The 22,169-nt window shown below is 58.0% G+C and carries 29 protein-coding genes and 1 tRNA gene; 12 read left to right on the top strand and 18 right to left on the bottom strand.

Annotated features, from left to right (window positions below):
• Positions 1–491 (top strand): hypothetical protein (locus tag HX801_RS06235; protein WP_177021760.1); only part of this gene is annotated, 491 nt, incomplete at its 5' end.
• Between the two features lie 69 nt (positions 492–560).
• Positions 561–911 carry a hypothetical protein gene (locus tag HX801_RS06230; RefSeq protein WP_177021792.1) on the top strand — a complete coding sequence of 117 codons (351 nt, stop codon included), beginning with the start codon at positions 561–563 and terminating at the stop codon, positions 909–911.
• On the opposite strand, the gene HX801_RS06225 is transcribed toward HX801_RS06230, so the two are convergent.
• On the bottom strand, positions 898–1,683 hold the full coding sequence (locus HX801_RS06225) for a hypothetical protein (RefSeq protein WP_177021791.1): 786 nt from the start codon (positions 1,681–1,683) through the stop codon (positions 898–900). The two genes, HX801_RS06230 and HX801_RS06225, sit on opposite strands and share 14 nt — an antisense overlap.
• A 103-nt stretch (positions 1,684–1,786) precedes the next feature.
• On the opposite strand from HX801_RS06225, the gene HX801_RS06220 reads away from it, so the two are divergent.
• Positions 1,787–2,818: a hypothetical protein gene (locus HX801_RS06220; RefSeq protein WP_177021790.1), complete on the top strand. Its 1,032-nt coding sequence runs from the start codon at positions 1,787–1,789 to the stop codon at positions 2,816–2,818.
• A gap of 77 nt (positions 2,819–2,895) precedes the next feature.
• Here HX801_RS06220 and HX801_RS06215 read toward each other — a convergent pair whose 3' ends face one another.
• Positions 2,896–3,432: a hypothetical protein gene (locus HX801_RS06215; protein WP_177021789.1), complete on the bottom strand. Its 537-nt coding sequence runs from the start codon at positions 3,430–3,432 to the stop codon at positions 2,896–2,898.
• Positions 3,433–3,479: 47 nt separating this feature from the next.
• Here HX801_RS06215 and HX801_RS06210 point away from each other — a divergent pair, with 47 nt between their 5' ends.
• Positions 3,480–5,528 (top strand): DNA cytosine methyltransferase, encoded by a 2,049-nt coding sequence (locus HX801_RS06210; RefSeq protein WP_177021788.1) that lies wholly within the window; start codon positions 3,480–3,482, stop codon positions 5,526–5,528.
• Positions 5,529–5,638: 110 nt separating this feature from the next.
• Here the strand turns inward: HX801_RS06210 and HX801_RS06205 are convergent, their stop codons facing one another.
• Positions 5,639–5,986, bottom strand: coding sequence for a hypothetical protein (locus HX801_RS06205; protein ID WP_177021787.1), 348 nt, complete (start codon positions 5,984–5,986; stop codon positions 5,639–5,641).
• On the bottom strand, positions 5,976–6,203 hold the full coding sequence (locus tag HX801_RS06200; RefSeq protein WP_177021786.1) for a hypothetical protein: 228 nt from the start codon (positions 6,201–6,203) through the stop codon (positions 5,976–5,978). Before HX801_RS06200 ends, HX801_RS06205 begins: the two co-directional genes overlap by 11 nt.
• A gap of 118 nt (positions 6,204–6,321) precedes the next feature.
• Here HX801_RS06200 and HX801_RS06195 point away from each other — a divergent pair, with 118 nt between their 5' ends.
• The 5 genes from HX801_RS06195 (at position 6,322) to HX801_RS06175 (ending at position 9,817) form a co-directional block, all read left to right on the top strand.
• Entirely contained in the window at positions 6,322–6,705 is a 384-nt protein-coding gene (locus HX801_RS06195) for a hypothetical protein (RefSeq protein WP_177021785.1), read from the top strand.
• A gap of 64 nt (positions 6,706–6,769) precedes the next feature.
• Entirely contained in the window at positions 6,770–7,861 is a 1,092-nt protein-coding gene (locus tag HX801_RS06190) for a site-specific DNA-methyltransferase (protein ID WP_177021784.1), read from the top strand.
• 407 nt (positions 7,862–8,268) lie between these two features.
• Positions 8,269–8,490 carry a hypothetical protein gene (locus HX801_RS06185; protein WP_177021783.1) on the top strand — a complete coding sequence of 74 codons (222 nt, stop codon included), beginning with the start codon at positions 8,269–8,271 and terminating at the stop codon, positions 8,488–8,490.
• A 2-nt stretch (positions 8,491–8,492) separates the two neighbouring features.
• Positions 8,493–8,705: a hypothetical protein gene (locus HX801_RS06180; protein ID WP_046068904.1), complete on the top strand. Its 213-nt coding sequence runs from the start codon at positions 8,493–8,495 to the stop codon at positions 8,703–8,705.
• On the top strand, positions 8,705–9,817 hold the full coding sequence (locus HX801_RS06175) for a phage integrase Arm DNA-binding domain-containing protein (protein ID WP_177021793.1): 1,113 nt from the start codon (positions 8,705–8,707) through the stop codon (positions 9,815–9,817). The genes HX801_RS06180 and HX801_RS06175 overlap by 1 nt, the downstream gene beginning before the upstream one ends.
• An 89-nt stretch (positions 9,818–9,906) precedes the next feature.
• Here HX801_RS06175 and HX801_RS06170 read toward each other — a convergent pair.
• The 9 genes from HX801_RS06170 to thrS form a co-directional block, all read right to left on the bottom strand.
• Positions 9,907–9,983 (bottom strand) — tRNA-Pro (locus HX801_RS06170).
• 90 nt (positions 9,984–10,073) lie between these two features.
• The gene (locus HX801_RS06165; protein ID WP_003219935.1) at positions 10,074–10,430 is read right to left on the bottom strand and encodes a MerR family transcriptional regulator; all 357 of its coding nucleotides are present in this window, start codon (positions 10,428–10,430) and stop codon (positions 10,074–10,076) included.
• Positions 10,411–10,713, bottom strand: coding sequence for an integration host factor subunit alpha (ihfA, locus tag HX801_RS06160; RefSeq protein WP_002553164.1), 303 nt, complete (start codon positions 10,711–10,713; stop codon positions 10,411–10,413). The genes HX801_RS06165 and ihfA overlap by 20 nt, the downstream gene beginning before the upstream one ends.
• A gap of 3 nt (positions 10,714–10,716) precedes the next feature.
• On the bottom strand, positions 10,717–13,095 hold the full coding sequence (gene pheT, locus HX801_RS06155) for a phenylalanine--tRNA ligase subunit beta (RefSeq protein WP_008438687.1): 2,379 nt from the start codon (positions 13,093–13,095) through the stop codon (positions 10,717–10,719).
• Positions 13,096–13,121: 26 nt separating this feature from the next.
• Entirely contained in the window at positions 13,122–14,138 is a 1,017-nt protein-coding gene (pheS, locus tag HX801_RS06150; RefSeq protein WP_003219939.1) for a phenylalanine--tRNA ligase subunit alpha, read from the bottom strand.
• 109 nt (positions 14,139–14,247) lie between these two features.
• A complete protein-coding gene (rplT, locus tag HX801_RS06145) occupies positions 14,248–14,604 on the bottom strand; it encodes a 50S ribosomal protein L20 (RefSeq protein WP_003219940.1) in 357 nt (118 codons plus the stop codon).
• 28 nt (positions 14,605–14,632) lie between these two features.
• On the bottom strand, positions 14,633–14,827 hold the full coding sequence (rpmI, locus tag HX801_RS06140; protein WP_002553160.1) for a 50S ribosomal protein L35: 195 nt from the start codon (positions 14,825–14,827) through the stop codon (positions 14,633–14,635).
• A 59-nt stretch (positions 14,828–14,886) separates the two neighbouring features.
• On the bottom strand, positions 14,887–15,438 hold the full coding sequence (gene infC / locus HX801_RS06135) for a translation initiation factor IF-3 (RefSeq protein WP_169875357.1): 552 nt from the start codon (positions 15,436–15,438) through the stop codon (positions 14,887–14,889).
• A complete protein-coding gene (gene thrS, locus HX801_RS06130) occupies positions 15,438–17,360 on the bottom strand; it encodes a threonine--tRNA ligase (RefSeq protein WP_003219944.1) in 1,923 nt (640 codons plus the stop codon). Before thrS ends, infC begins: the two co-directional genes overlap by 1 nt.
• A gap of 364 nt (positions 17,361–17,724) precedes the next feature.
• On the opposite strand from thrS, the gene HX801_RS06125 reads away from it, so the two are divergent.
• Both HX801_RS06125 and HX801_RS06120 read left to right on the top strand, forming a co-directional pair.
• On the top strand, positions 17,725–18,039 hold the full coding sequence (locus tag HX801_RS06125; RefSeq protein WP_080673250.1) for a hypothetical protein: 315 nt from the start codon (positions 17,725–17,727) through the stop codon (positions 18,037–18,039).
• Positions 18,040–18,328: 289 nt separating this feature from the next.
• Entirely contained in the window at positions 18,329–18,541 is a 213-nt protein-coding gene (locus tag HX801_RS06120; protein WP_003179963.1) for a cold-shock protein, read from the top strand.
• A gap of 73 nt (positions 18,542–18,614) precedes the next feature.
• Here the strand turns inward: HX801_RS06120 and HX801_RS06115 are convergent, their stop codons facing one another.
• The gene (locus HX801_RS06115; protein WP_008438688.1) at positions 18,615–18,935 is read right to left on the bottom strand and encodes an I78 family peptidase inhibitor; all 321 of its coding nucleotides are present in this window, start codon (positions 18,933–18,935) and stop codon (positions 18,615–18,617) included.
• Positions 18,936–19,082: 147 nt separating this feature from the next.
• The gene (locus HX801_RS06110) at positions 19,083–19,388 is read right to left on the bottom strand and encodes a hypothetical protein (RefSeq protein WP_177021782.1); all 306 of its coding nucleotides are present in this window, start codon (positions 19,386–19,388) and stop codon (positions 19,083–19,085) included.
• A gap of 142 nt (positions 19,389–19,530) precedes the next feature.
• Between HX801_RS06110 and HX801_RS06105 the strand changes: the two genes are divergently transcribed.
• Entirely contained in the window at positions 19,531–19,743 is a 213-nt protein-coding gene (locus HX801_RS06105) for a hypothetical protein (RefSeq protein WP_003219951.1), read from the top strand.
• A 33-nt stretch (positions 19,744–19,776) separates the two neighbouring features.
• On the opposite strand, the gene HX801_RS06100 is transcribed toward HX801_RS06105, so the two are convergent.
• The 3 genes from HX801_RS06100 to rbsK are packed head-to-tail and all read right to left on the bottom strand — an operon-like array spanning position 19,777 to position 22,150.
• A complete protein-coding gene (locus HX801_RS06100) occupies positions 19,777–20,805 on the bottom strand; it encodes a nucleoside hydrolase (protein ID WP_003219953.1) in 1,029 nt (342 codons plus the stop codon).
• Between the two features lie 26 nt (positions 20,806–20,831).
• A complete protein-coding gene (gene rbsD / locus HX801_RS06095) occupies positions 20,832–21,236 on the bottom strand; it encodes a D-ribose pyranase (RefSeq protein ID WP_008438690.1) in 405 nt (134 codons plus the stop codon).
• Positions 21,233–22,150, bottom strand: a complete 918-nt coding sequence (gene rbsK, locus HX801_RS06090; protein ID WP_177021781.1) for a ribokinase — start codon at positions 22,148–22,150, stop codon at positions 21,233–21,235. Before rbsK ends, rbsD begins: the two co-directional genes overlap by 4 nt.
• Between the last annotated feature and the right edge of the window lie 19 nt (positions 22,151–22,169).

Genomic DNA, 22,169 nt, shown 5'->3' with positions numbered 1-22,169 from the left:
AAGCGGCGCCCATCGGCTACAAGCCCAAACCAATCACCTACAGCAACCAGATGCCGCCGGCGCCGAAGCCATTTGTTCGGCGGCGGGTTGAAGCGGCCCCCCTGCCCCTGCACTCAAAAGATATACGCCAGCAGGAACGCGACGAGCTTGCCGAGCGTATTCGGGAACTGGGAGCCACGCACACGCAAACGGAAGCATCGGTTGCCTTGGGCCTGAGCCGGCGCACCCTCTACAGCTTCGCAAAGGAGTACGGCATCACCTTCAAGAAGCCAACCCGGGGCGGCGCCAACGGCGCAGTTCGAAGCGAACAGGTTCAGGCCCGCGACGCGAAGTACGCCGAGCGGATTCGCGCCTTCCTGGAACTGGGCATCACCCGGCGCCAGTGCTGCGGGAAGCTGGCGATCGGCAACAAGGCCTTCGAGCGGATCATCACCGCTCACGGCATCGACTACCCCAAAGCGCAACGCGGCAGCACTTCATGCGCCGCATAGCACGCACCCAGCAACGCAAACGACAAACCTGGCTCGCACTGCCGGCCAGCGGAATAGAAGAGGTAGGCCATGGCAGCAGTGCCGCAGAAAAAACGCTCGGAGAAAACTGCCAGGAAGCGCGTGGCGAATGCCGAAGAGGAATTGAGGCTCAGGGTTCGCCCCGGCACCCGCAAGGCGCTGGCCGACCTGATGGAGTGGTCAGGCATTACTGAGCAGGGCGAGGCGATGACACTGATGATCCACCACCTGCACGCGCTGGGCGCTGCGAAGTGCCAACCTCTACTGAATCCGCCGCGCCACGAAATTGAGATATCGCAGAACGTGGCGCGCGAATTCCGCAATAAAAGCTTGCTCGCCATCCAGAAAGACCCTGGCGACGAGATCATCGAGCCAGCCATACATGTGATTAATCTTTCGTGACCCTTTCCATTAGCGCTGAAAAGACCTCAATGGATACGGTGACGATTCCAGAGTTCGGATACTTAGGAGCCCTCCATGGATCAATGAGGGCCAGCGCAGTAAACAAAGAGTTGACGATGCCGATCTGGTTTTGAATGAAGGTGTTTACGTTCCCCGCCGGTTTGGGAACGCCCTCAGGTGTCGCGTACAGAATGGTATTCCTGAAGTTCGCACGTTGCTCAATGAGGGTGCGAATTTCAGATATTTTTTCAAATCCTAGGAGAAGCTTCATCTCATCTTGAAACTCTTCAGCGAGCGTCCTTTCTCCCTGCATGATTATGTGCAGTGGTGGCGTCGGCTGAACCTGCATATCCGAATTTCCGAGCTGCAACCCCAAGTGCAGCCCGACACGACCGTCCACTTGACCGAAGAATATGCGGTGCTGGCCGAAATTATCACCTGCTTGTGCTTTTCGATTACCAAACCATTGAATAACTGTACCGACAAATAATATTACCGCGTGCTTGTGCGCATGATGCCTAAAGTACAACTTTGAAGAACCTGGATAATTCTGCTCTTTTAGGGACGATATTAGAGCTGTAGCCGCTTCCTCCTCCGCACAGATTGCCCGAAAAGCAGCCATCATTGGATCGATCGAAGATATCTCAATCGCTTTCTCAATATGAGAAACCGCATTTACAGATGCCCATTTGGTTCTACCCGAGCACCCATCGATGAAATCCCGGAATTGGGCCAGAACCTGTGCGCCGCTATCCAACGTCTTCTCGTCCATGGACTAGATCTCTTCGAATTTAAATTTTTCAGAAAACTATCCCAACCCAAACCAAATTGCCACCACCGGTCACGGAGGGCGGCGCCTGACTGGAGATAATCCAATGCAAATTCAACGCGAAGGTCGCGTGTCGTTCGGCGAGGCGCGCCTGGCTGTGTGGGAGGAAGGTATTCCTCGCGAGTGGGACGCCAAGGTGATCTGGGAGCGCAAGTTCAAGCGCGAAGTGTTCAAGCGGATCATTCAAACACTCAATCGTATCGGATGGACCGTCGGCGAGCAGACCCACATATTCACTGGCAACAATTCACGCCATTGCGTGAAAGGCGATCTGCAAGCCGACCTCAAGATCCGCGGGCGCAGCATTGAACTGGAGTTCTTCCAGGCCGTGAACACCCCGGATCGCGCTGATCATAGCGGGCGGTACCAAAGCGACAAAGAAAAGCACATGCCGTACCTGGCTCGCCTGGAAATGCAGCGTACCCGCACGCGCATTCGTGACTATCTTTGCAACGTCTTCACCGGCTACACGTTCAAGGCGTCAGATCGGAAGTGCGGTTTAGGCGGCATGACCAACATCGAGTGGATAAATGCCGACTATGTAAGCAAGCGCCGCTTCGGTCCGCCAGACATTCCCGCTGCCGATTACAACTCGGTATCGGGCGACAAGAAAACCATTCAGCATGGCTCGAAGGTTTGGACGACTGACCGCAAAGGCCGCTGGCACCAGGGCACCGCGTTCGTGAACATCAACAACATGTGGTGGGTGGCTTACGGCAAATACGGATACACCAACAGGGCGTGCTTTGAGCTTTTTGTTGACCGTCCTGCGGACATCAGGACCAAGAAAAACGAGCGGGCCCGCCGCCAGCGCTTGGAAGACATGATAGCCAGAGCAGTGGCCGGGATGAACTATCAGCGAGCCGAGGTTTTGCGCAAGGTTCTTTTTCCTGAGCCTGAGCCGCTGTTCATGATTCTTAACGTGAAAGACGGGGTGTATTTCCGGCCCAACTACAGCGGATACACCAGTGACACGATCAGGGCTGGCAAGTACACCCGTGCGGAGCTGAAGCCTTATCTGGGTGACGCTGACGAAAAAGATGACCTGAAGGCCGTGCCGATTTCTCAAGCTGCTTGATCCGGCTCCATGTCGGTCACCCGTAATACCCCATATCAACGAATCACGCCAGAAGGCGAGGATCGCTGCCTACCAAATCACACGTAGCTTTTAGTCAACCCCTCCACAGCCTCCTGAGCAATTTGAACGTCAATAAGGCAGCTCGCACAAATATGAATGTACTCCACGTTTTCAAACAAGTTGCTGGTGTCCTCCGGGGAAACCGTTCTAATAAAACCATCAATTTGAAGTGCGCACTCTTGGGCAAATCTCAGGTCTGCAAGCAAATGCAGCTCAACGCCCACCAGCAAGCTCACCGGAATTTCATTAAGTGCCTGTCCGATGATACGAATTTTTCTGTCGTTGGCGCTGACACGCCACCTTTGTTGTAAATCCTTCTCCGCGAGAGCGTCTGCAAGTCCAGAGATGAGTACCTCCAGCGTGTGGGCCACATACCCAAGCGTTCTAAGCATGTTTATACGCCCACGATTTTCTCTTTTTCGTTCGTGCGCAACAGGAAAGTATCCTGCCGCAGCTATAGCAATTACGGAAAAAATCGCCTGAATCCATGATGCCAAACCCGGGTGAAGTTCTACCCAACATAGAAATCCTTCCCACACAGTAATCAACCCCATAACCCACTCCCCTGTAGATCCCGGAACTATACCGGCGAGGATCCCCTATGTCCGCACAACAGAAGAAACACCCCTTCGATTTCAAAACCCAATACGGACTCGGCTTCAACCCTCAGGACGATGAGATCGTTGTCGACTTCTTCTGCGGTGGTGGTGGTGCCGGTACCGGCCTGGAGATTGGCCTGGGCCGCACGGTGAACGTGGCGAAGAACCACAGCCCACAAGCGATCAGTATGCACACCGTAAATCACCCGGGTGCCAGGCACTTCACCACCGACGTGTTCGAGGGTGACCCGGATACCGAATGCGGCGGCAAGGCCGTCGGCTGGTTCCACATGTCGCCGGACTGCACCCACCACAGCCAGGCCGCCGGCGGTCAACCGCGCAAGCGCGAGATCCGGAACCTTTCATGGATCGGGCTCAAGTGGGCAGGTATGAAGCGGCCCCGGGTGATCAGCCTGGAGAACGTGAAGCAGATTCTTCAGTGGGGCCGCTTGATCGCCAAGCGCGACAAGGCCACCGGCCGGGTAGTGAAACTCGGCGGCGACGTTGCCGCACCTGGTGAGGTTGTGCCGGTTGGCCAGCAGTTCCTGATCCCTGACCCGAAGCAGCGCGGCCGGACCTGGCGCCGATTCGTGGCCCTGCTGGAGGGCATGGGCTACGTGGTTGAGTGGAAAGTCATCAAGGCTTGCGACTTCGGCGCGCCGACCAGCCGGGAACGCCTGTTCATGATTGCGCGGTGCGATGGCCAGCCGATTGTGTGGCCGGAGCCAACCCACGCTAAGAACCCGGTCAAGGGTCAGCAAAAGTGGAAAACTGCCGCTGACTGCATCGACTTCACCGACCTGGGAAAAAGCATCTTTGGCCGCAAGAAAGACCTAGCACCGGCCACTCTGCGCCGCGTCGCCAAGGGCATGAAGAAATTCGTCATCGACAGCGCGGCGCCGTTCATTGTGCCGATTGCCAATTGGTCCGGCGAGGCAGTGCAGTCGGCCGACGAGCCGCTGCGCACCATCACCTCCTACCCAAAGGGCGGCGCCTTCTCGGTGGTCAGCCCGATCATTGCACCGGCAACGCACCAGGGTAGTGACCGAATCAATAACCCGCTCGACCCGCTGCCGACGGTGACCTGCGCAAATCGCGGCGAGCTGACGCTGATCAGCCCGCTGATGGTTGGGGCCGGTGGCCCCGAGTACTCCGGCAAACCGGTGAGCGTGGATCAGCCCACCGGAACGTTAATGACCCAGAACCATCGAGCGCTGGCTTCGGCTTGCATCGTCCAGGCCGGGCACGGCGAAGGTTCTGGCGCAAACAAGCGCCGCTCCCACGGGATCAATGACATCTGTGGCCCGGTGGGCACCGTCACTGCCAGCGGCGGCGGCCAGTCCGTCAGCGCCGCGGTGATGATCCAGGCAAACGGAGGATTCAACACCACGCACGCCAAGGGCATGCACGAACCCATGACCACGGTGACCAACACCGGCAGCCAGCAACAGCTCGCGGTAGCGAACTTAGTGCACTTTCACGGAAACTGCGATGCACGGGACGTAAACGACCCGCTGCACACTGTCAGCGCCAGCGGCCAGCACCACGGGTTGGTCAGCGCATTCATGGAGCGGGCATTCGGTGGCAGCATTGGTCAGGGCCTGGAAGAACCAGCGCCGACTATCACTGCCGGTGGTGGCGGCAAGAGCTCACTGGTGTCGCTCACCCTCTCGCCAGAGCATAAAGCCGGCGCCCTGCGTGTCGCCGCCTTCCTGATCAGCTACTACGGCACGGAGAACATCAACGCTTGCGACTCGCCGGCGCCGACGATCACCACCAAGGACCGCCTGGCGATGGTCACCGTGATGGTCAAGGGCACGCCCTACGTGATCGTCGACATCTGCCTGCGGATGCTGAAGCCGTCCGAGCTGTACAAGGCTCAGGGCTTCCCCGCTGATTACATCATCAGCCACGGCGCCGACGGCAAGCCGTTCACCAAGACACAACAGGTGCACATGTGCGGTAACAGCGTCAGCCCGCCGCCGATGGCTGCGCTTGCTCGCGCCAATGACCCGTGGCGTACTGCCGAGCGCCAAGCTGAAGCAGCTTGAAATCAGATAAGGGAAGCGGCCTTGTTCGAATCCATTATCGGAATAGCGCAGCGCGCCTTACTGCGAGGCAAGGCATATCGCCAAAACTATCACCGGCTCAATCATTTCCCTTAAGGCAGTCTGGATGCTGTCAATCCCCCCGTGACTGGGGCCGACTCTCGTAGCTTCGCAAAGACTCCGTAAACCGTCGAAACCGAAACCCACATAACCACGGCAACACCAATTAAAATTGTAACCCTCTGGTTTGAGAGAACACCCAAGTCCGCCGCCTTTGCAACGCAAGTTTGAAACCCCAAATACAACGCAGGAGCAAAACCAGCCCAAGCGGTGCAAATGATCACGGCATGCTGAAGATCAGGCTTGAAGCGGACACGCCACGAAACGCAAAAGTAAATCAGCATCAAAACTATGGCGCCGACGACAAAGACCAAAGTTGCATCATCAAGCTCAATCTCCATTGGCCTCATCCTTGGCGGCTTTCCTGCCAATCAATGCTCCAACTAAACCGCCAACTATCGCCCCACCAATTCCAGGAAAAATCATGTTACCTACCGCGGCCCCACCAAGAGTGGTAGCTATCTTGGTAATGTCGGAATTGGAGCCTGATGTTTTGTGTTTTGCCTCCGGCTCTGGTGCACCATCCGTTTGATGACCTGTAGATATTTTTTCGACCATACGCCCTCCATGCTTGGTTTGACTGTTCAGTAACAGTCCTCGAGTCATTATACAAGCAATACAAGCGTAGCCCCTTTCTAATATTCGCATGTGCCGCGAATGCGGCAAGGACGAAGTCATGTCTGAAGAAAAGAGAACCCCCGACGAAACCTGGTCAGCCAATGAAGAGTTGTTCAATTGCGACAGTCTGGGTGAGCTGCTTGACGAGAACGACGACCTTGAAGTCGGAGCAACCGTTTGGAAGGGAGAGAAATTCCCGATAAACACCGCCGGCTATGTCGATGCGGGCGACGTCATTGAAATGCTGGGCGAGCGCGCCTATGACGATGTGGGCGAATTCGCGGAGGACTGGCCGGATGTTCCTGATGAGGCCCGCCAGGAACTCGACGAACTTCTGTCCGCATGGATAAGCAAGCATTGCACCGCGACGTTCTACCGCGTTCGCAACGTCGTCGAGTACCAGATCACCACAGAGGATTTGGCGGATCGGGTGACACCATGATCTTGCTCACGGTGCCAGCCACCCTCTGGTTCGCCTACGTCTTCATCTACAAGGGGCCGAGGCCATGAAACAGCATCGCGTTTTGATCGGCGACTGCATTGAGTCGATGCGGACGCTGCCAGGTAAATCAGTTCAGATGTGCGTCACCAGCCCGCCCTATTACGGGTTGCGGGATTACGGGGTCGACGGCCAGATCGGCCTGGAGGAAACGCCAGCTGAATTCATCGCTCGGCTGGTTGAGGTTTTCCGCGAAGTGCGTCGAGTACTCCGCGACGACGGCACAGCCTGGGTGAACATGGGTGACAGCTACGCATCTGGTGGTCGCGGTGGTGGCGGCTCGTTCATGGCTGAGCGCGCGGACGGCGCATGGCAGGGCAAGGGCCAGGCGACGGGCTGGCGATCAGCTCCTGCAGGTTTTAAGCACAAAGACCTGATGGGAATGCCATGGCGCTTGGCCTTTGCCCTGCAGGACGACGGCTGGTATCTGCGCCAGGACATTATCTGGCACAAGCCGAACCCCATGCCCGAGAGCGTCCGCGACCGATGCACCAAGGCCCACGAATACATTTTCCTGCTGAGCAAGTCACCGAAGTACTTCTACGACCAATCGGCGATCCTCGAGCCATGCTCTCCGAACACCCATAACCGGCTGTCTCAAGATGTACTCGCGCAGATCGGGAGCGACCGAGCCAACGGCGGAGCAAAGACCAACGGCAACATGAAGGCGGTCGCCAGGAAGCCGAACGGCGTTGGCTGGGGGCATGGCACTGATAACAAGGAGCGATGCCGTGGCAGGATCAAGGACAACGAGTCGATGGACTCAGCCCTGGCGGAAATGCCCAGCGAGCGAAACAAGCGGACCGTTTGGACAGTGCCAACCCATAGTTTCAAGGGCGCCCACTTTGCCACCTTCCCGCCTGACCTGATTCGCCCATGCATCCTGGCCGGCGCGCCACGCGGTGGCGTCGTGCTTGACCCTTTCGGCGGTGCCGGCACTACGGCGGTGGTCGCCATGCAGGAGGGTCGCAAATCGATCCTGTGCGAACTGAACCCGGAATATGCCGCAATGGCTGAACGCCGGATCGCGGCAGCCTGGCTCGACGGCGCGGCGCAGATGGATGTCTTCCACGACACAGCGCAACACCCAGCAGCCTAACCCCAATCCCCTACATGCCTGCCGGTGAGCGGCGGGCGAGGAATCCGCATGCCAAAAGTAATGCGATCGGTGGCAGATCCAAGCGCTGAGCACGGCTTTCGAATTGAGCCTGCGACATATGAGCAGGCCGAAGAGACGGCAGGGTTCAGGCTTGATCGCCGGCGGAAATACTGGATCACCAACGACGGTGAAGTTGAAGAAGAAGGCGTCGTAACGCTGGCGTGCAGTGGGTGCAGCTGCGGATGCGAGGGTGGCTGCGGATGCGGCCCGTCGTCCGGATGCAGCGAGTGCGGCTACACGGGCAAACGACGCTTTCACTTCGGCTACCCCGCTCAATCCCCCGAGCAGCGAAAAGAACTTCGAAACCTTTAACCACCTTCTGCCGCCCAGCGCGGCAAGGACACCCAATGTTCGCAATCAAACTCACCCTGATCCTGCTGGGCGCTTTGCTGTATGCGTTCGCCAGCGCCGGCTGGTTCCTTTGGCTCGCCCCAAGCCTTCTGGCGGACGGCGAGACAGCCGACATCCTCTACGCCTTCGCCGGCACCTGCGGCTGGATGCTGATCACCTTCAGCTTGGTCATTCACATCATCAAGACAGCCCGGCCCACGGCGGCCGACGGTAGGTAATTATGCGAAAAGAACTCATCAAGATCAGCGAATTTCAGCGCCGGCGCTGGGGCGAAAACGGCACACCGCCCTGCCCCCAGGCAATTCGCAACCACATCCGCAACGGCATGGTGCCGGGCGAGCAAATCGGAAAACTCTGGTACGTTGATTGGGCTGCGTTCAACGCGTCCAACGGCAACGACCTTGTCGCAATGGTATTGAAAGGAGCTGCATGATGTCCCCACGGCCGCGCAACGCTGCGAACAAGAGCCTTCCGCAGAACCTGTACTACGATGCGCGGCGCGGCACCTACCGGTATCGCCGGCCAACAGACGGCAAGTGGTTCCAGTTCGGCGCCGACCGTATCAAGGCAATCGACGCCGCCAAACAGTTGAATCTGGAGTTCATGCGCGGCGCTGACTTGGTCGGTGCCGTAATGTCCGCATCGTCTGAGTCGTTCGCCACCTTCCTCGACACCTACGAGCGAGACGTCCTGCCGCCGCGCGAGCTGGCCAAGGGCACGCTCAGCCTGTACGCGGTGCACTTCAGGCGCTTCCGCCGGCAGTTCGAGGGAAAGGCGGTCGATCAGATATCTATTCGCATGGTTGCGGAAATGTTAGACGCACTCACGCCCCGCACAGCGAACCAGTGCCGGGCACTCCTGACTGACATTTTCAACCACGCAGCGGCAAAAGGCCTGTGCCCGGACAACCCAGCAGCGAGCACGATCAACCGAATCGAGAAAAAACTGCGCAAGCGCCACACCGTAGATGGGTTGAAGGCAATCCGCGAAAAAGCACCGGCTTGGCTGCAGAACGCAATCGACCTGGCCCTGATCACCGCCCAGAGGCGCACCGACATTCTGGACATGCGTTTCGATGGCGTTCGGGATGGGTTTCTCTACGTGGTGCAGAAGAAGACCGCCAAGGCCAGCGACGCCGCGTGGATTCGCTTTCGAGTGACGCCGGAACTTCAGGCAGTCATCAGCCGGTGCAGAGACGATGTCGTCTCGCCGTACCTGGTACACCGAAAACCGGATCGGCTGAAACAGAAGCAGGCACAGACAAAGGACCACTGGACGAAGGTTGAGGAGCGGTATTTGACGCGAGCATTCAAGGAGGCCAGGGAGGCAGCGAGTTGCTACGCGGGATGGAAGGAAGAGGAGATGCCGGGCTTTCACGAGGTGCGAGCACTGTCGCTGCACCTGTACAAGAAAGCCGGAAAAGACGGGCAAAAAATCGCAGGCCATGCAAGCGAGGGCATGACCAAAAACTACCAGCGGGACCACGATGAAATCATCTGGTCCGAAGCAATTCCAGACCTGAATATCAGTGAAATCACCGGGTAGTTTTGCGCCAGTTTTGCGCGGGTTTTGCGCAGGCACAAAAAAGCCGATCTATCTGATCGGCTTAACTGACTGATTTTACTCAGAAAATATGGTCGGGACGGAGTGATTCGAACACTCGACCCCTAGCACCCCATGCTAGTGCGCTACCGGACTGCGCTACGCCCCGACTAGGCGTGTTACTGGGTTCGCTTCGCAACGAAGCGATCAGGAATATACCGCAAGCTTTTGAAATGTGGAAGTATTTTAAAAGCCGGAATTACTTCTTCAAAACCACCAGCACATCTTCCAGTTCGGAGATCATCTGGCGGATCATTTGCTTGTATTGGGTGGTGTCGTCTTTGGCTTCATCACCGGACATACGCTGGCGCGCGCCGCTGATGGTGAACCCCTGGTCGTACAGCAACGCACGGATCTGTCGGATCATCAGCACATCCTGGCGCTGATAATACCGACGGTTCCCGGTGCGTTTGACGGGGTTGAGTTGAGGAAACTCCTGCTCCCAATAGCGCAGCACGTGCGGTTTTACCGCACAGAGCTCGCTGACTTCACCAATGGTGAAGTAGCGTTTGCCTGGGATGACGGGCAGTTCGTCGTTATGACTTGGTTCCAGCATAAGCCTCAACTCGGGCCTTCAACTTCTGCCCTGGACGAAAGGTGACCACACGGCGAGCCGTGATCGGGATTTCTTCTCCCGTTTTTGGATTGCGGCCAGGCCGCTGGCGTTTGTCCCGCAGGTCAAAATTGCCGAAACCGGACAATTTGACCTGTTCGTTGTCTTCAAGGGCGTGCCTGATTTCTTCAAAGAACAGCTCGACCAATTCCTTGGCCTCGCGCTTGTTCAGGCCCAGCTCTTCATACAGACGTTCCGCCATCTCAGCTTTCGTCAAAGCCCCCATACGTCACTTCCTTAACGTGGCGTTCAACCTTTGTTCGAGCGAGGTGAGGATATTTTGCGTCGTCGTATTCACCTCATCGTCATTAAGAGTGCGCGATGGATGCTGCCAGGTCAAGCCAACTGCAAGGCTTTTTCTATGCGGATCAATGCCTTTACCCTGATAGACGTCAAATAGCCTGAGGTCTGTCAGCCATTCCCCTGCATTTTCACGGATTACGTCCAGAACAGCACTGGCCGCAACACCTTGATCGGCAATCAGCGCCAGATCACGTCGTACTTCAGGGAAACGCGACAACTCGCTGAATTTAGGCATTTTGCCCGAGGCCACTTCAGCCAAGACTAGCTCAAAAACGAAGACTGGACGGTCCAGCCCCAAGGTTTTCGACAGTTCCGGGTGAATCGCGCCAACGAAGCCCACCAGGCGACCTTCACGTTCGATACGGGCAGTCTGGCCCGGGTGCAACGCCGGGTGTTTGCCAGGGGTGAAAGTGAAGGCATCCAGCGCACCGGCAAAGCCCAGCACCGCTTCCACATCGGCCTTGACGTCGAAGAAGTCGACGGTGTCGCGACCTTGTGCCCAGCCTTCCGGCAGACGGCTGCCGCAAACCACACCAGCCAGCATCGGCTCTTGCTTCAGGCCATCCAGCTGACCGACAAAACGCAGCCCGCTTTCGAACATGCGCACGCGGTCTTGCTGACGGTTCAGGTTGTGGGACAGCGCCTTAACCAGACCCGGCCACAGCGACGAGCGCATGGCGGCCATGTCGTTGGAGATCGGGTTAGCCAGCAATAGCGGCTCGACACCCGGGTTGAACAGTTCGAATTGCTTTGGATCGATGAAGCTGTAGGTCACCGCTTCCTGATAACCACGGGCAACCAGCAGGCGACGCAGTTCCGGCAGGTGTGCACGGGCTTCGGCTTTCGGCTGCGGCGCCAGGCGCGCTTGCGGGTAACGAACCGGCAGGCGGTTGTAGCCGTACAGGCGGGCCAGTTCTTCGATCAGGTCGACTTCCAGGCTGATATCGAAGCGATGGCTTGGCACTTCTACGTGCCACTGCCCTGCTTCACCGGCCGAGATGCCGAGGCCGAGTGCCGACAGCAGGCGCTCGATTTCAACCGGCTCGATCACCAGGCCGAGCATTTGCTCAACGGCCTTGGCGCGCAGGATGATCGGTGCAACCGACGGCAGGTGCTGTTCGCTGACGGTTTCGATGATCGGGCCGGCTTCGCCGCCAGTGATTTCCAGCAGCAGGCCAGTGGCGCGCTCCATGGCTTCACGGGCCAGCTGCCAGTCCACGCCACGCTCGTAGCGGTGCGAGGCGTCGGTGTGCAGGCCGTAGGAACGGGCCTTGCCAGCGATGGCGATCTGATCGAAGAAAGCGCTTTCGAGAAAGATGTCGCGAGTGGTTGCGGACACGCCACTGTGCTCCCCCCCCATCACGCCGGCAATCGCCAGGGCGCGGGAATGGTCAGCGATCACCAGGGTGTCGGCACGCAGGCTGACTTCCTGGCCGTCGAGCAGTACCAGCTTCTCGCCTTCCTCGGCCATGCGCACGCGGATGCCGCCGTTGATTTCGGCGAGATCGAAGGCGTGCAGCGGTTGGCCCAGTTCCAGCATCACGTAGTTGGTGATGTCGACGGCAGCGTCGATGCTGCGCACTTCGGAACGGCGCAGGCGCTCAACCATCCACAGCGGGGTTGGCTTGGACAGGTCGACGTTACGGATCACGCGACCCAGGTAACGTGGGCAGGCATTGGGGGCGAGCACTTCGATCGAACGCACTTCGTCGTGCACGGCAGGTACCGCTGCAACCACCGGGCGGGTCACGTTCGCGGCGTACAGTGCGCCGACTTCACGCGCCAGGCCCGCCAGCGACAGGCAGTCGCCACGGTTCGGGGTCAGGTCGACCTCGATGCTGGCATCTTCCAGTTCCAGATAGACACGGATGTCCTGGCCCACTGGCGCATCGGCCGGCAGTTCCATCAGGCCATCGTTGCCTTCACCGACCTGCAGTTCCGCCTGGGAGCACAGCATGCCGTTGGACTCAACGCCACGCAGCTTGGCCTTCTTGATCTTGAAGTCGCCTGGCAGCTCGGCACCGATCATGGCGAACGGGATTTTCAGGCCCGGGCGCACGTTTGGCGCTCCGCACACGACCTGGAAGGTTTCCGCGCCGTTGCTGACCTGGCACACACGCAACTTGTCAGCGTCCGGGTGTTGCTCGGTGCTCAGCACCTCGCCCACTACCACGCCACTGAAAACACCGGCGGCCGGCGTAACGCTATCGACCTCAAGGCCGGCCATCGACAGACGAGCAACCAGCTCGTCGCGACTTACCTGCGGGCTTACCCAGCCACGCAGCCATTGTTCACTGAATTTCATCCTGCTCTCCTAAAGATCCGTTACGACTAGCGAAATTGCGCGAGGAACCGCAAGTCGTTGTCGAAGAACAGACGCAAGTCGTTCACGCCGTAACGCAGCATGGCCAGACGCTCAACGCCCATGCCGAAGGCAAAGCCCGAGAATTCTTCCGGGTCGATCCCGGACATGCGCAGCACGTTGGGGTGAACCATGCCGCAACCCATCACTTCCAGCCAGCCGGTCTGTTTGCAGACGCGGCAGCCTTTACCGCTGCACATCACGCATTCCATATCGACTTCAGCGGATGGCTCGGTGAACGGGAAGAATGAAGGACGGAAACGTACCGCCAGCTCCTTCTCGAAGAACACCCGCAGGAATTCTTCGATGGTGCCTTTGAGGTCGGCGAAGTTGATGTCGCGATCAACCAGCAGGCCTTCGACCTGGTGGAACATCGGCGAGTGGGTGATATCGGAGTCGCTGCGATACACACGGCCTGGGCAGACGATGCGGATCGGCGGCTTCTGCGATTCCATGGTGCGGACCTGTACCGGCGAGGTATGGGTGCGCAGCAGCATGTTCGCGTTGAAATAGAAGGTGTCATGCATCGACCGGGCCGGGTGGTGGCCTGGGATGTTGAGCGCCTCGAAGTTGTGATAGTCGTCTTCAACCTCAGGGCCTTCGGCAATGCCGTAGCCGATGTGGGTGAAGAACTGCTCGATACGTTCCAGAGTCCGGGTAATCGGATGCAGGCCGCCCGAGGTCTGGCCACGGCCAGGCAGGGTCACGTCAATGGATTCGGCGGCGAGCTTGGCCGCAAGATCAGCCTCCTCGAGCGACGCCTTGCGCGCATTGAGAACCTCTGTAACACGCTCCTTGGCCACGTTGATCAGCGCACCGACTTGCGGACGCTCTTCAGCCGGCAAATTCCCCAGGGTCTTCATCACCTGAGTCAATTCACCCTTTTTGCCAAGGTAGTGAACCCGGATTTGCTCCAGGGCATTGATATCTTCTGCGCTTTGCACAGCCTCTAGTGCTTGAGAGACCAGCGCATCCAGGTTTTCCATGTACAGACTCCAGATACAAAATAGGGGAAGAGCTTGAAGGCTCTTCCCCTATTTAAGACGTTTAACACCGTGGGCCGCGGAAGCGACCCAGGGTGACTGTCGGGGGTACTTAAGCCAAGGTGGCTTTAGCTTTCTCGACAATCGCAGCAAACGCCGCTTTTTCGTTCACTGCCAGATCAGCCAGAACCTTACGGTCGATCTCGATGGACGCTTTTTTCAGGCCAGCGATGAAACGGCTGTAGGACAGACCGTTAACACGTGCACCAGCGTTGATACGAGCGATCCACAGAGCGCGGAACTGACGTTTTTTCTGACGACGGTCACGGTAGGCGTATTGGCCAGCCTTGATAACCGCTTGCTTGGCAACACGGAATACGCGTGAACGCGCGCCGTAGTAGCCTTTAGCAAGTTTCAGAATTTTCTTGTGGCGCTTACGCGCCATGACGCCACGCTTTACACGAGCCATGAGTTACTTCCTCTATTCTTGACTAAAATTAACGAAGGCGCAGCATGCGCTCGACTTTTGCCACGTCAGACGGATGCAGCAAGCTGCTACCGCGCAGTTGACGCTTACGCTTGGTCGACATTTTAGTCAGGATGTGGCTCTTGAAAGCGTGCTTGTGCTTGATACCGTTAGCAGTTTTCAGAAACCGCTTAGCAGCACCACTTTTAGTTTTCATCTTTGGCATGTTCGGTACTCCGCATTCAGTTGATAAACATAATCAGAAGGCCTGCCGTGCCCTATTGATTACTTCTTCTTTTTCGGGGCGATGACCATAATAAGCTGGCGTCCTTCCATCTTAGGATGCTGTTCGACCGAACCGTACTCGAGCAGGTCAGCTTCAACCCGCTTGAGGAGTTCCATCCCCAGCTCCTGGTGGGCCATCTCACGGCCGCGGAATCGCAAGGATACCTTGGCCCTGTCCCCATCACTCAGGAAACGTACCAGGTTGCGCAGTTTTACCTGGTAATCCCCTTCCTCCGTCCCTGGACGAAACTTGATTTCTTTTACTTGAATCTGCTTCTGGTTCTTCTTCGCCGCGGCAATCTGCTTCTTCTTCTCGAAGATCGACTTGCCGTAGTCCATCACCCGGCAAACGGGTGGGATTGCGTCGGCGGAGATTTCCACCAGGTCCAATTTGGACTCTTCAGCAATACGAAGCGCTTCATCAATCGAGACGATGCCAATCTGCTCGCCGTCAGCGCCAATTAACCGAACCTCGCGTGCCGAGATATTCTCGTTGATCGGGGCTTTCGGTGCAGCTCGTTTATCTTGTCTCATTTCACGCTTAATAATAATTACTCCGAATCTGGGCGACCACGCCGGGAAACCGCTTGCGCGAGGAACTCAGCGAACTGGGCGACGGGCATCGAGCCCAGGTCAGCACCTTCACGAGTACGCACAGCGACAGTCTGCATCTCGACTTCCCGATCTCCGATAACCAAAAGATAGGGAACCTTGAGCAAAGTATGCTCGCGGATTTTAAAGCCGATCTTTTCATTTCTCAAGTCGGACTTGGCACGAAATCCGCTTTCATTGAGAGTTTTTTCAACTTCAGCGGCAAAATCTGCCTGTTTATCAGTGATATTCATGATCACTGCCTGGGTCGGAGCCAGCCACGCAGGGAATGCACCCTCGTAGTGCTCGATCAGGATCCCGACGAACCGTTCGAACGAGCCGAGGATCGCCCGGTGCAGCATAACCGGGTGTTTACGGCTGTTGTCTTCGGAGACGTATTCGGCTCCCAGACGGATCGGCAGGTTAAAATCGAGCTGCAGGGTACCACACTGCCAGACGCGACCAAGGCAATCTTTCAGCGAGAACTCGATCTTCGGACCGTAGAACGCGCCCTCGCCCGGCTGCAAGTCGTATGCAAGCCCCGCACTGTCCAGCGCTGCGGCCAGTGCAGCTTCGGCGCGATCCCACAGCTCGTCGGAACCGACGCGTTTTTCCGGACGAGTGGACAGCTTCATCTCGACTTCGGTGAAACCGAAATCGCGGTACACGTCCATGGTCAGCTTGATGAATGCAGCGGATTCGGCCTGCATCTGCTCTTCGGTGCAGAAGATGTGGGCGTCATCCTGAGTGAAGCCGCGCACGCGCATGATGCCGTGCAGTGCACCCGATGGCTCGTTACGGTGGCAGGCACCGAACTCGGCCAGGCGCATCGGCAACTCGCGGTAGCTCTTCAGGCCCTGGTTGAACACCTGTACGTGGCACGGGCAGTTCATCGGCTTGATGGCGTAGTCGCGGTTTTCCGACTGGGTGGTGAACATGTTGTCGGCGTAGTTGGCCCAGTGCCCGGATTTCTCCCACAGGCTGCGGTCAACGACTTGCGGCGTCTTGATCTCCAGGTAGCCGTTGTCGCGCTGAACCTTGCGCATGTACTGCTCGAGCACCTGGTACAGGGTCCAGCCGTTCGGGTGCCAGAACACCATGCCCGGCGCTTCTTCCTGGAGGTGGAACAGGTTCAGGCGCTTGCCGATCTTGCGATGGTCGCGTTTTTCGGCTTCTTCGATGCGCTGGATGTAGGCCGCCAGCTGCTTCTTGTCAGCCCAGGCAGTGCCGTAGATCCGCTGCAGCTGTTCGTTCTTCGCGTCACCGCGCCAGTAGGCACCGGACAACTTGGTCAGCTTGAACGACTTGAGGAAGCGTGTGTTCGGCACATGCGGGCCACGGCACATGTCGACATATTCTTCGTGGTAATACAGGCCCATGGCCTGCTCGTCCGGCATGTCTTCCACCAGACGCAGCTTGTAGTCTTCGCCGCGGGCGGTGAACACGTCGATCACTTCGGCACGCGGAGTGACTTTCTTGATGACGTCGTAATCTTTTTCGATCAGCGCGTGCATGCGCTGTTCGATAGCCGCCAGGTCGTCCGGGGTGAAAGGACGCTCGTAGGCGATGTCGTAATAGAAGCCTTCGTCGATGACCGGGCCGATGACCATCTTCGCGGTTGGGTACAGTTGCTTAACCGCATGGCCAATCAGGTGCGCGCAAGAGTGGCGAATGATCTCCAGCCCCTCTTGATCCTTGGGCGTGATGATTTGCAGGCTGGCATCGCCGGTGATCAGGTCGCTGGCGTCAACCAGCTTGCCGTCGACCTTGCCGGCCACGGTGGCCTTGGCCAGGCCGGCACCAATGGATGCGGCGACCTCGGCTACGGAAACCGAATGATCGAATGAACGTTGACTGCCGTCGGGAAGAGTAATAGTTGGCATGGCGCCTCCTCTCCTAGTGGTGACCCCTACCAAAGGTCACGTGGGTTGGGATGAGCCAGTACAAGATCCAATACCAGGCCGTTCAGTGATGAACGCCTGCCTTACAGCGGCAGGAGCCTTTCGGCCAACCGATAATCGAACCAGAGTGACTGGAGTTAAACAAAAAAGACCTTGGCAAGGCGGCATAGGGCGCGCCGGAAAATAGCCAAGCGAAAGATGCTAGCACAGATGAACGGTCATGGCGCCGAAGCCGCTTCAGGAAACGAAAATTCCCGGCTTTTAAGGGCAAAAGTGAACTTGAACTGTACGGCAGCCCTCAAACACACCGAGAATCGCCGTTCGTCCACGACTCCAGGAGCATTTGATTATGCGTTTTACCTCGACTTTCGCCCTTGCTGCATCCCTGACCCTCATGTCCCTGGGTGCGCACGCCGCAGCCCCGTCGAACTGGCCTGCCGGTGCGCGGGACAGCTTCATCAAGGATTGCAGCGCAGCCGCCCAGCAAAGTGTTGATGCCAAAACCGCCAAAGACCACTGTGAATGTGGCGCGGACAAAATCAATGCCGAATTGAGCAGTGCCGAAATCAAGGAACTCATGACCAACCAGAACGCAGATCCTGCGCTCAAGACCAAAGCTGTGACGGCTATTTCGTCCTGCAAAGTCGTGAAGAAAAAGTAATTTTTACACCCTGCCAGACCGGCTGAAGGACCAGAAATCGCCATGAAAACTGCCATTTCTCACAAATTACGCAGCTTTTACGGCTTTTTTTAACAGCTGATATTTCGCCTGAAAGCCCCGTAGATCGGGGCTTTCAGCCAACCAAGGCATGAAACACAACGCGATTGATTAGCAAACAATGCCTTGGGGGGGCTCCCAAGCCGAACATTTCGACTATGATAGCTCGGTGTGCCCAGTTGGCCTGAGCAGCACAGCACTACTGAAAATATATGTTTCTTGGAGATACACCATGTCTAATCGCCAAACCGGCACCGTTAAATGGTTCAACGATGAAAAAGGCTTCGGCTTCATCACTCCTCAAGGTGGCGGTGACGACCTGTTCGTACACTTCAAAGCTATCGAAAGCGACGGTTTCAAAAGCCTGAAAGAAGGCCAAACCGTTTCCTTCGTGGCTGAGAAAGGCCAAAAGGGTATGCAAGCTGCACAGGTTCGCCCAGAGTAATTCTGCGCCGAACTAAAAAAACCCCGTCCATGTGACGGGGTTTTTTATGGCCTGGAGAAAAGCGCTGGAGCAATCAGCCGCAATTGACCCGATTGATCACAAGGTTGTCATCGGTATTGAGGTTCAGGCGATCGGAGCGGTATTCCAGCGTGACCATGTCATCTGGCTTGAGAATGCGTGCGTTCTGCGCTCCGGCGCGGCTACGGGCCTGTTCCAGCAATTGTGGCGAAGCTTTCTGGCCGATTGCGAACTCGGCAGCCTTCGCCTCACAGCGGCTATGACCAGCATCGGTCACGGCAGTGTCTTTGGCTGGCTCAGAGGTACCCGGGGTGCTGCAACCCGACAAGGCGAGCGCAGCCAACAAAGTACCGAATGATGCGAGCTTCCAAGGCATGAAGCCTCCTTTGAGAAAAAATGGACAGAGATCGTGCGACCGTGGTTTGGCCGATTGGTTTCAGAATTGTCACAATTGGCTGTGGGCCAGTCTGCCTGAGTCGACACCGGGCGCTGGCGAATCAATCGTCACCAGATATGAACGCACTCAGTAGATGTCGATGTAATCAAACGGCGGCGTTGGCCAGTTCTGCTTGAGCGCGTTGAAAATCTGCATCACCCACACCTCGTCGCTGGCTGCGACGTTGCCGACATAACCCGAATCCGCCGCCCAGGTCTCCAGGCGGAACAGAAGGCCGTCGATATCGACGCCACCCACCACGCCCGAAGAAATGTAGGCAATGCCGGCCTTGGTAACGCGCAATTGGGTGTGAACGTTGTCACTGGCGGACGCAAGCAGCTGCCGCACAGCGTCCAGCGTCAGGTTCTCGGTGTTGTTCAAGTCGATCTGCACGCGGTTTGTCCTGGCAATTAAACAGGCGGACAGTGTCGCACAGCCCTCCCCTCATGCCTAAGTAGCAGTGCCAAACACGGCGCAAAATGGTTAACTCCCTACGCAGAACGCACTAACCGCCTTTCAGCCTCGCGAGACACCCATGACCATCGTCACGATCCACGCCGACATCAAAGCCAAGTGGCCCCACGGGCAAAGCTCCTACAGCCCGGGCAGCCCGGAGGAGTTGGCAATCATCGGTATTGACCTGCTGGTCAAGGAACTGGGCACACAGGCCGCGCAGGCATTCATCGGCCAGGTATTCGAGAAATACCCGGCCGATCACATGGGGGCGCCAGACCCCGAGCGCGAATAAGACCCGGCCGACGAACGTCGACCGGCAGGCTGTTTACTTCAGGCGACCAAGGCGTTCGGTCAGCAGATCGAAGAAGCCCTGGGCATCGCCATTTTCAACCCAGAACGCGTTCTTCGGTTGTTTCAGGCCATCGTACCAGTCGACGATGGTCTGGCCGAAGGTCGGGCCTTCACGGCTGTCCACCACCACGTTGACCTCACGGCCGCTGAACAGCGCAGGCTTGAGCAGGTAGGCAATGACGGTAGCGTCATGCACCGGGCCGCCCGGGATGCCGTAGTGCTCCATGTCGCCCTTGACGTATTCATTGAGAATATCGCCCACCACCTTGCTCGCGTTGTTGTTCAGCGCAGCGATTTGCTTCAGGCGTGCGTCGCTGGTCAGGACCTTGTGGGTCACGTCCAACGGCAGGTAGGTCAGCTTGACGCCGCTCTTGAGCACGATCTCGGCCGCGATCGGGTCGGCGAACAGGTTGAACTCGGCCACCGGCGTGATATTGCCGCCGTTGAAGTGCGCGCCGCCCATCACCACCACTTCCTTGATGCCTTGAGTGATCTCCGGCGCCTGGGTCAATGCCAGCGCCAGGTTGGTCTGCGGACCGAGCATGGCGATGGTGATGCTGTGGGGCTTGGCGGTGCTGAGGGTCTTGATCAGGTAATCAACGGCATTGCCTTCGGCCAGGCCTTTTTTCGGCTCATGCACGGTGACGCCGGAGATACCTTCCTTGCCATGGATGTTTTCAGCGTAGATCGGCGTGCGCAGCATCGGTTTCGGTGCACCGGCATATACCGGGATGTCCTCGCGCCCTGCCCATTCGCGGGCCAGGCGTGCGTTGCGGGAGGTCTTGTCGAGGCGCACGTTACCGGCAACGGTGGTCAGCGCGCGGATCTGCAGTTCATCGGGCGAAGCCATGGCGAACAGCAAGGCAACCACGTCGTCGGCACCGGGATCGGTGTCGATGATCAGGTCGATTTTTTCCGCCGCGTGGGCGCTTGCAGCAGTTAGCACGGACAAAAGCAGCACACTCCGGAACAGGTGTCGCAGGGTTTGGGTACCACGTTGCATGACGCACTCCTTGTCGTTGGGGAATTCTAGAACGTTACGCCGGAAACCAGCGCGATATTGCAGTAGGGCTGGCACTCGCCGGTGCGCACCACCGCCCTCGCCTTGCGGCTGAGCTGCTTGAACTCTTCATGGCTGACCAGGCGGCGCTCGCCGAGGGCGGCCTGTTCGGTCAGGGTATTGAGATCCGCCAGGGCCGGCGGTTGCTTGAGCAGGATTTCTTCCGCGAGCACGTGGCTTTCCACCTGCATCTCGCTGAGGACGATGCGCAAGGTACTGACGAAATCCGGAATGCCTTTGGTCAGCGCCAGGTCGATCAGCTCGACACCCGGCGGCACCGGCAAGCCGGCATCACCGATCACCAGAATGTCGCCATGGCCAAGGGATGCGATCACCCGCGACAGCGCGATATTGAGCAAGGGAGTCTTTTTCATGAGGGCACAAAACCTTGGACGTCATGCAATGTGGGAATAGAGGGTTGCGCACCCGCGCGGGTCACGGACATCGCGGCGGCTACCTGGCCGAAACGAATGGCCTCGGCCTCGCTCCTGCCGTTGGCCAGCGCGGCTGCGAAACCGCCGACGAAGGTGTCACCGGCAGCCGTGGTATCGACCGCCTTGACCTTGGGCGCGACCAGGTGCTCGAAGCCTTGGCCATCGGCAAACAACGCGCCTTCGGAGCCGAGGGTAATGATCACTTTGCCAGCACCGGCCTTGATCAGGCGTGTGGCGGCGGCCTTGGCGCTGTCCAGCGAGTCGACCACCACGCCGCTCAAGGCCGAGGCTTCGCTTTCATTGGGAATCAGGTAGTCGATGGCGGCGTACCAATCCTCGGGCAGCGGACCACTGGCCGGCGCCGGGTTCAGGATCACCGTCTTGCCCAGCTCGCGACCGCGCTTGAGGGCATGGCCGACAGTCTCCATCGGCGTTTCCAGCTGGCAGACAATCACGTCGGCAGCCTGCAGCACACTGTCAAATGCCTGTAATTTGGCTGGGGTCAGCTCGCCATTGCTACCGGCGACAATAACGATCGCATTCTGGCTGCTGTCATCCACCACGATCAGCGCCACGCCGCTGGAACCGTCGACGGTGCTGACGGCCTGGCAATCAATGCCCTCCACCAGCAACGCGTCGCGCAATTGCGCGCCATAGGCATCGGTGCCCACGCAGCCGACCATGGCGACCTCAGCCCCGAGGCGCGCCGAAGCGACCGCCTGGTTCGCGCCCTTGCCGCCGGGAACGGTGGAAAACGATTGGCCGATCAGGGTTTCACCGGCGCGGGGCAGCCGACTGGCCCGGGTGACCAGGTCCATGTTCAGGCTGCCTATTACCACTACTTTTGCTGGCATACATCAGTACTCATCAATT

The sequence above is a fragment of the Pseudomonas sp. G1002 genome, from assembly GCF_013385455.1.
GTDB lineage: Bacteria > Pseudomonadota > Gammaproteobacteria > Pseudomonadales > Pseudomonadaceae > Aquipseudomonas.
This window is presented reverse-complemented; position numbering and strand designations above follow the sequence as displayed.

What these genes read in the sequence shown, in the direction of transcription:
- HX801_RS06230 (WP_177021792.1), top strand. Translation starts at nt 561, where the DNA reads ATGGCAGCAGTGCCGCAGAAAAAACGCTCGGAGAAAACTGCCAGGAAG.
- HX801_RS06225 (WP_177021791.1), bottom strand. Translation starts at nt 1,683, where the DNA reads ATGGACGAGAAGACGTTGGATAGCGGCGCACAGGTTCTGGCCCAATTC.
- HX801_RS06220 (WP_177021790.1), top strand. Translation starts at nt 1,787, where the DNA reads ATGCAAATTCAACGCGAAGGTCGCGTGTCGTTCGGCGAGGCGCGCCTG.
- HX801_RS06215 (WP_177021789.1), bottom strand. Translation starts at nt 3,432, where the DNA reads ATGGGGTTGATTACTGTGTGGGAAGGATTTCTATGTTGGGTAGAACTT.
- HX801_RS06210 (WP_177021788.1), top strand. Translation starts at nt 3,480, where the DNA reads ATGTCCGCACAACAGAAGAAACACCCCTTCGATTTCAAAACCCAATAC.
- HX801_RS06205 (WP_177021787.1), bottom strand. Translation starts at nt 5,986, where the DNA reads ATGGAGATTGAGCTTGATGATGCAACTTTGGTCTTTGTCGTCGGCGCC.
- HX801_RS06200 (WP_177021786.1), bottom strand. Translation starts at nt 6,203, where the DNA reads ATGGTCGAAAAAATATCTACAGGTCATCAAACGGATGGTGCACCAGAG.
- HX801_RS06195 (WP_177021785.1), top strand. Translation starts at nt 6,322, where the DNA reads ATGTCTGAAGAAAAGAGAACCCCCGACGAAACCTGGTCAGCCAATGAA.
- HX801_RS06190 (WP_177021784.1), top strand. Translation starts at nt 6,770, where the DNA reads ATGAAACAGCATCGCGTTTTGATCGGCGACTGCATTGAGTCGATGCGG.
- HX801_RS06185 (WP_177021783.1), top strand. Translation starts at nt 8,269, where the DNA reads ATGTTCGCAATCAAACTCACCCTGATCCTGCTGGGCGCTTTGCTGTAT.
- HX801_RS06180 (WP_046068904.1), top strand. Translation starts at nt 8,493, where the DNA reads ATGCGAAAAGAACTCATCAAGATCAGCGAATTTCAGCGCCGGCGCTGG.
- HX801_RS06175 (WP_177021793.1), top strand. Translation starts at nt 8,705, where the DNA reads ATGTCCCCACGGCCGCGCAACGCTGCGAACAAGAGCCTTCCGCAGAAC.
- HX801_RS06165 (WP_003219935.1), bottom strand. Translation starts at nt 10,430, where the DNA reads ATGCTGGAACCAAGTCATAACGACGAACTGCCCGTCATCCCAGGCAAA.
- ihfA (WP_002553164.1), bottom strand. Translation starts at nt 10,713, where the DNA reads ATGGGGGCTTTGACGAAAGCTGAGATGGCGGAACGTCTGTATGAAGAG.
- pheT (WP_008438687.1), bottom strand. Translation starts at nt 13,095, where the DNA reads ATGAAATTCAGTGAACAATGGCTGCGTGGCTGGGTAAGCCCGCAGGTA.
- pheS (WP_003219939.1), bottom strand. Translation starts at nt 14,138, where the DNA reads ATGGAAAACCTGGATGCGCTGGTCTCTCAAGCACTAGAGGCTGTGCAA.
- rplT (WP_003219940.1), bottom strand. Translation starts at nt 14,604, where the DNA reads ATGGCTCGTGTAAAGCGTGGCGTCATGGCGCGTAAGCGCCACAAGAAA.
- rpmI (WP_002553160.1), bottom strand. Translation starts at nt 14,827, where the DNA reads ATGCCAAAGATGAAAACTAAAAGTGGTGCTGCTAAGCGGTTTCTGAAA.
- thrS (WP_003219944.1), bottom strand. Translation starts at nt 17,360, where the DNA reads ATGCCAACTATTACTCTTCCCGACGGCAGTCAACGTTCATTCGATCAT.
- HX801_RS06120 (WP_003179963.1), top strand. Translation starts at nt 18,329, where the DNA reads ATGTCTAATCGCCAAACCGGCACCGTTAAATGGTTCAACGATGAAAAA.
- HX801_RS06115 (WP_008438688.1), bottom strand. Translation starts at nt 18,935, where the DNA reads ATGCCTTGGAAGCTCGCATCATTCGGTACTTTGTTGGCTGCGCTCGCC.
- HX801_RS06105 (WP_003219951.1), top strand. Translation starts at nt 19,531, where the DNA reads ATGACCATCGTCACGATCCACGCCGACATCAAAGCCAAGTGGCCCCAC.
- HX801_RS06100 (WP_003219953.1), bottom strand. Translation starts at nt 20,805, where the DNA reads ATGCAACGTGGTACCCAAACCCTGCGACACCTGTTCCGGAGTGTGCTG.
- rbsD (WP_008438690.1), bottom strand. Translation starts at nt 21,236, where the DNA reads ATGAAAAAGACTCCCTTGCTCAATATCGCGCTGTCGCGGGTGATCGCA.
- rbsK (WP_177021781.1), bottom strand. Translation starts at nt 22,150, where the DNA reads ATGCCAGCAAAAGTAGTGGTAATAGGCAGCCTGAACATGGACCTGGTC.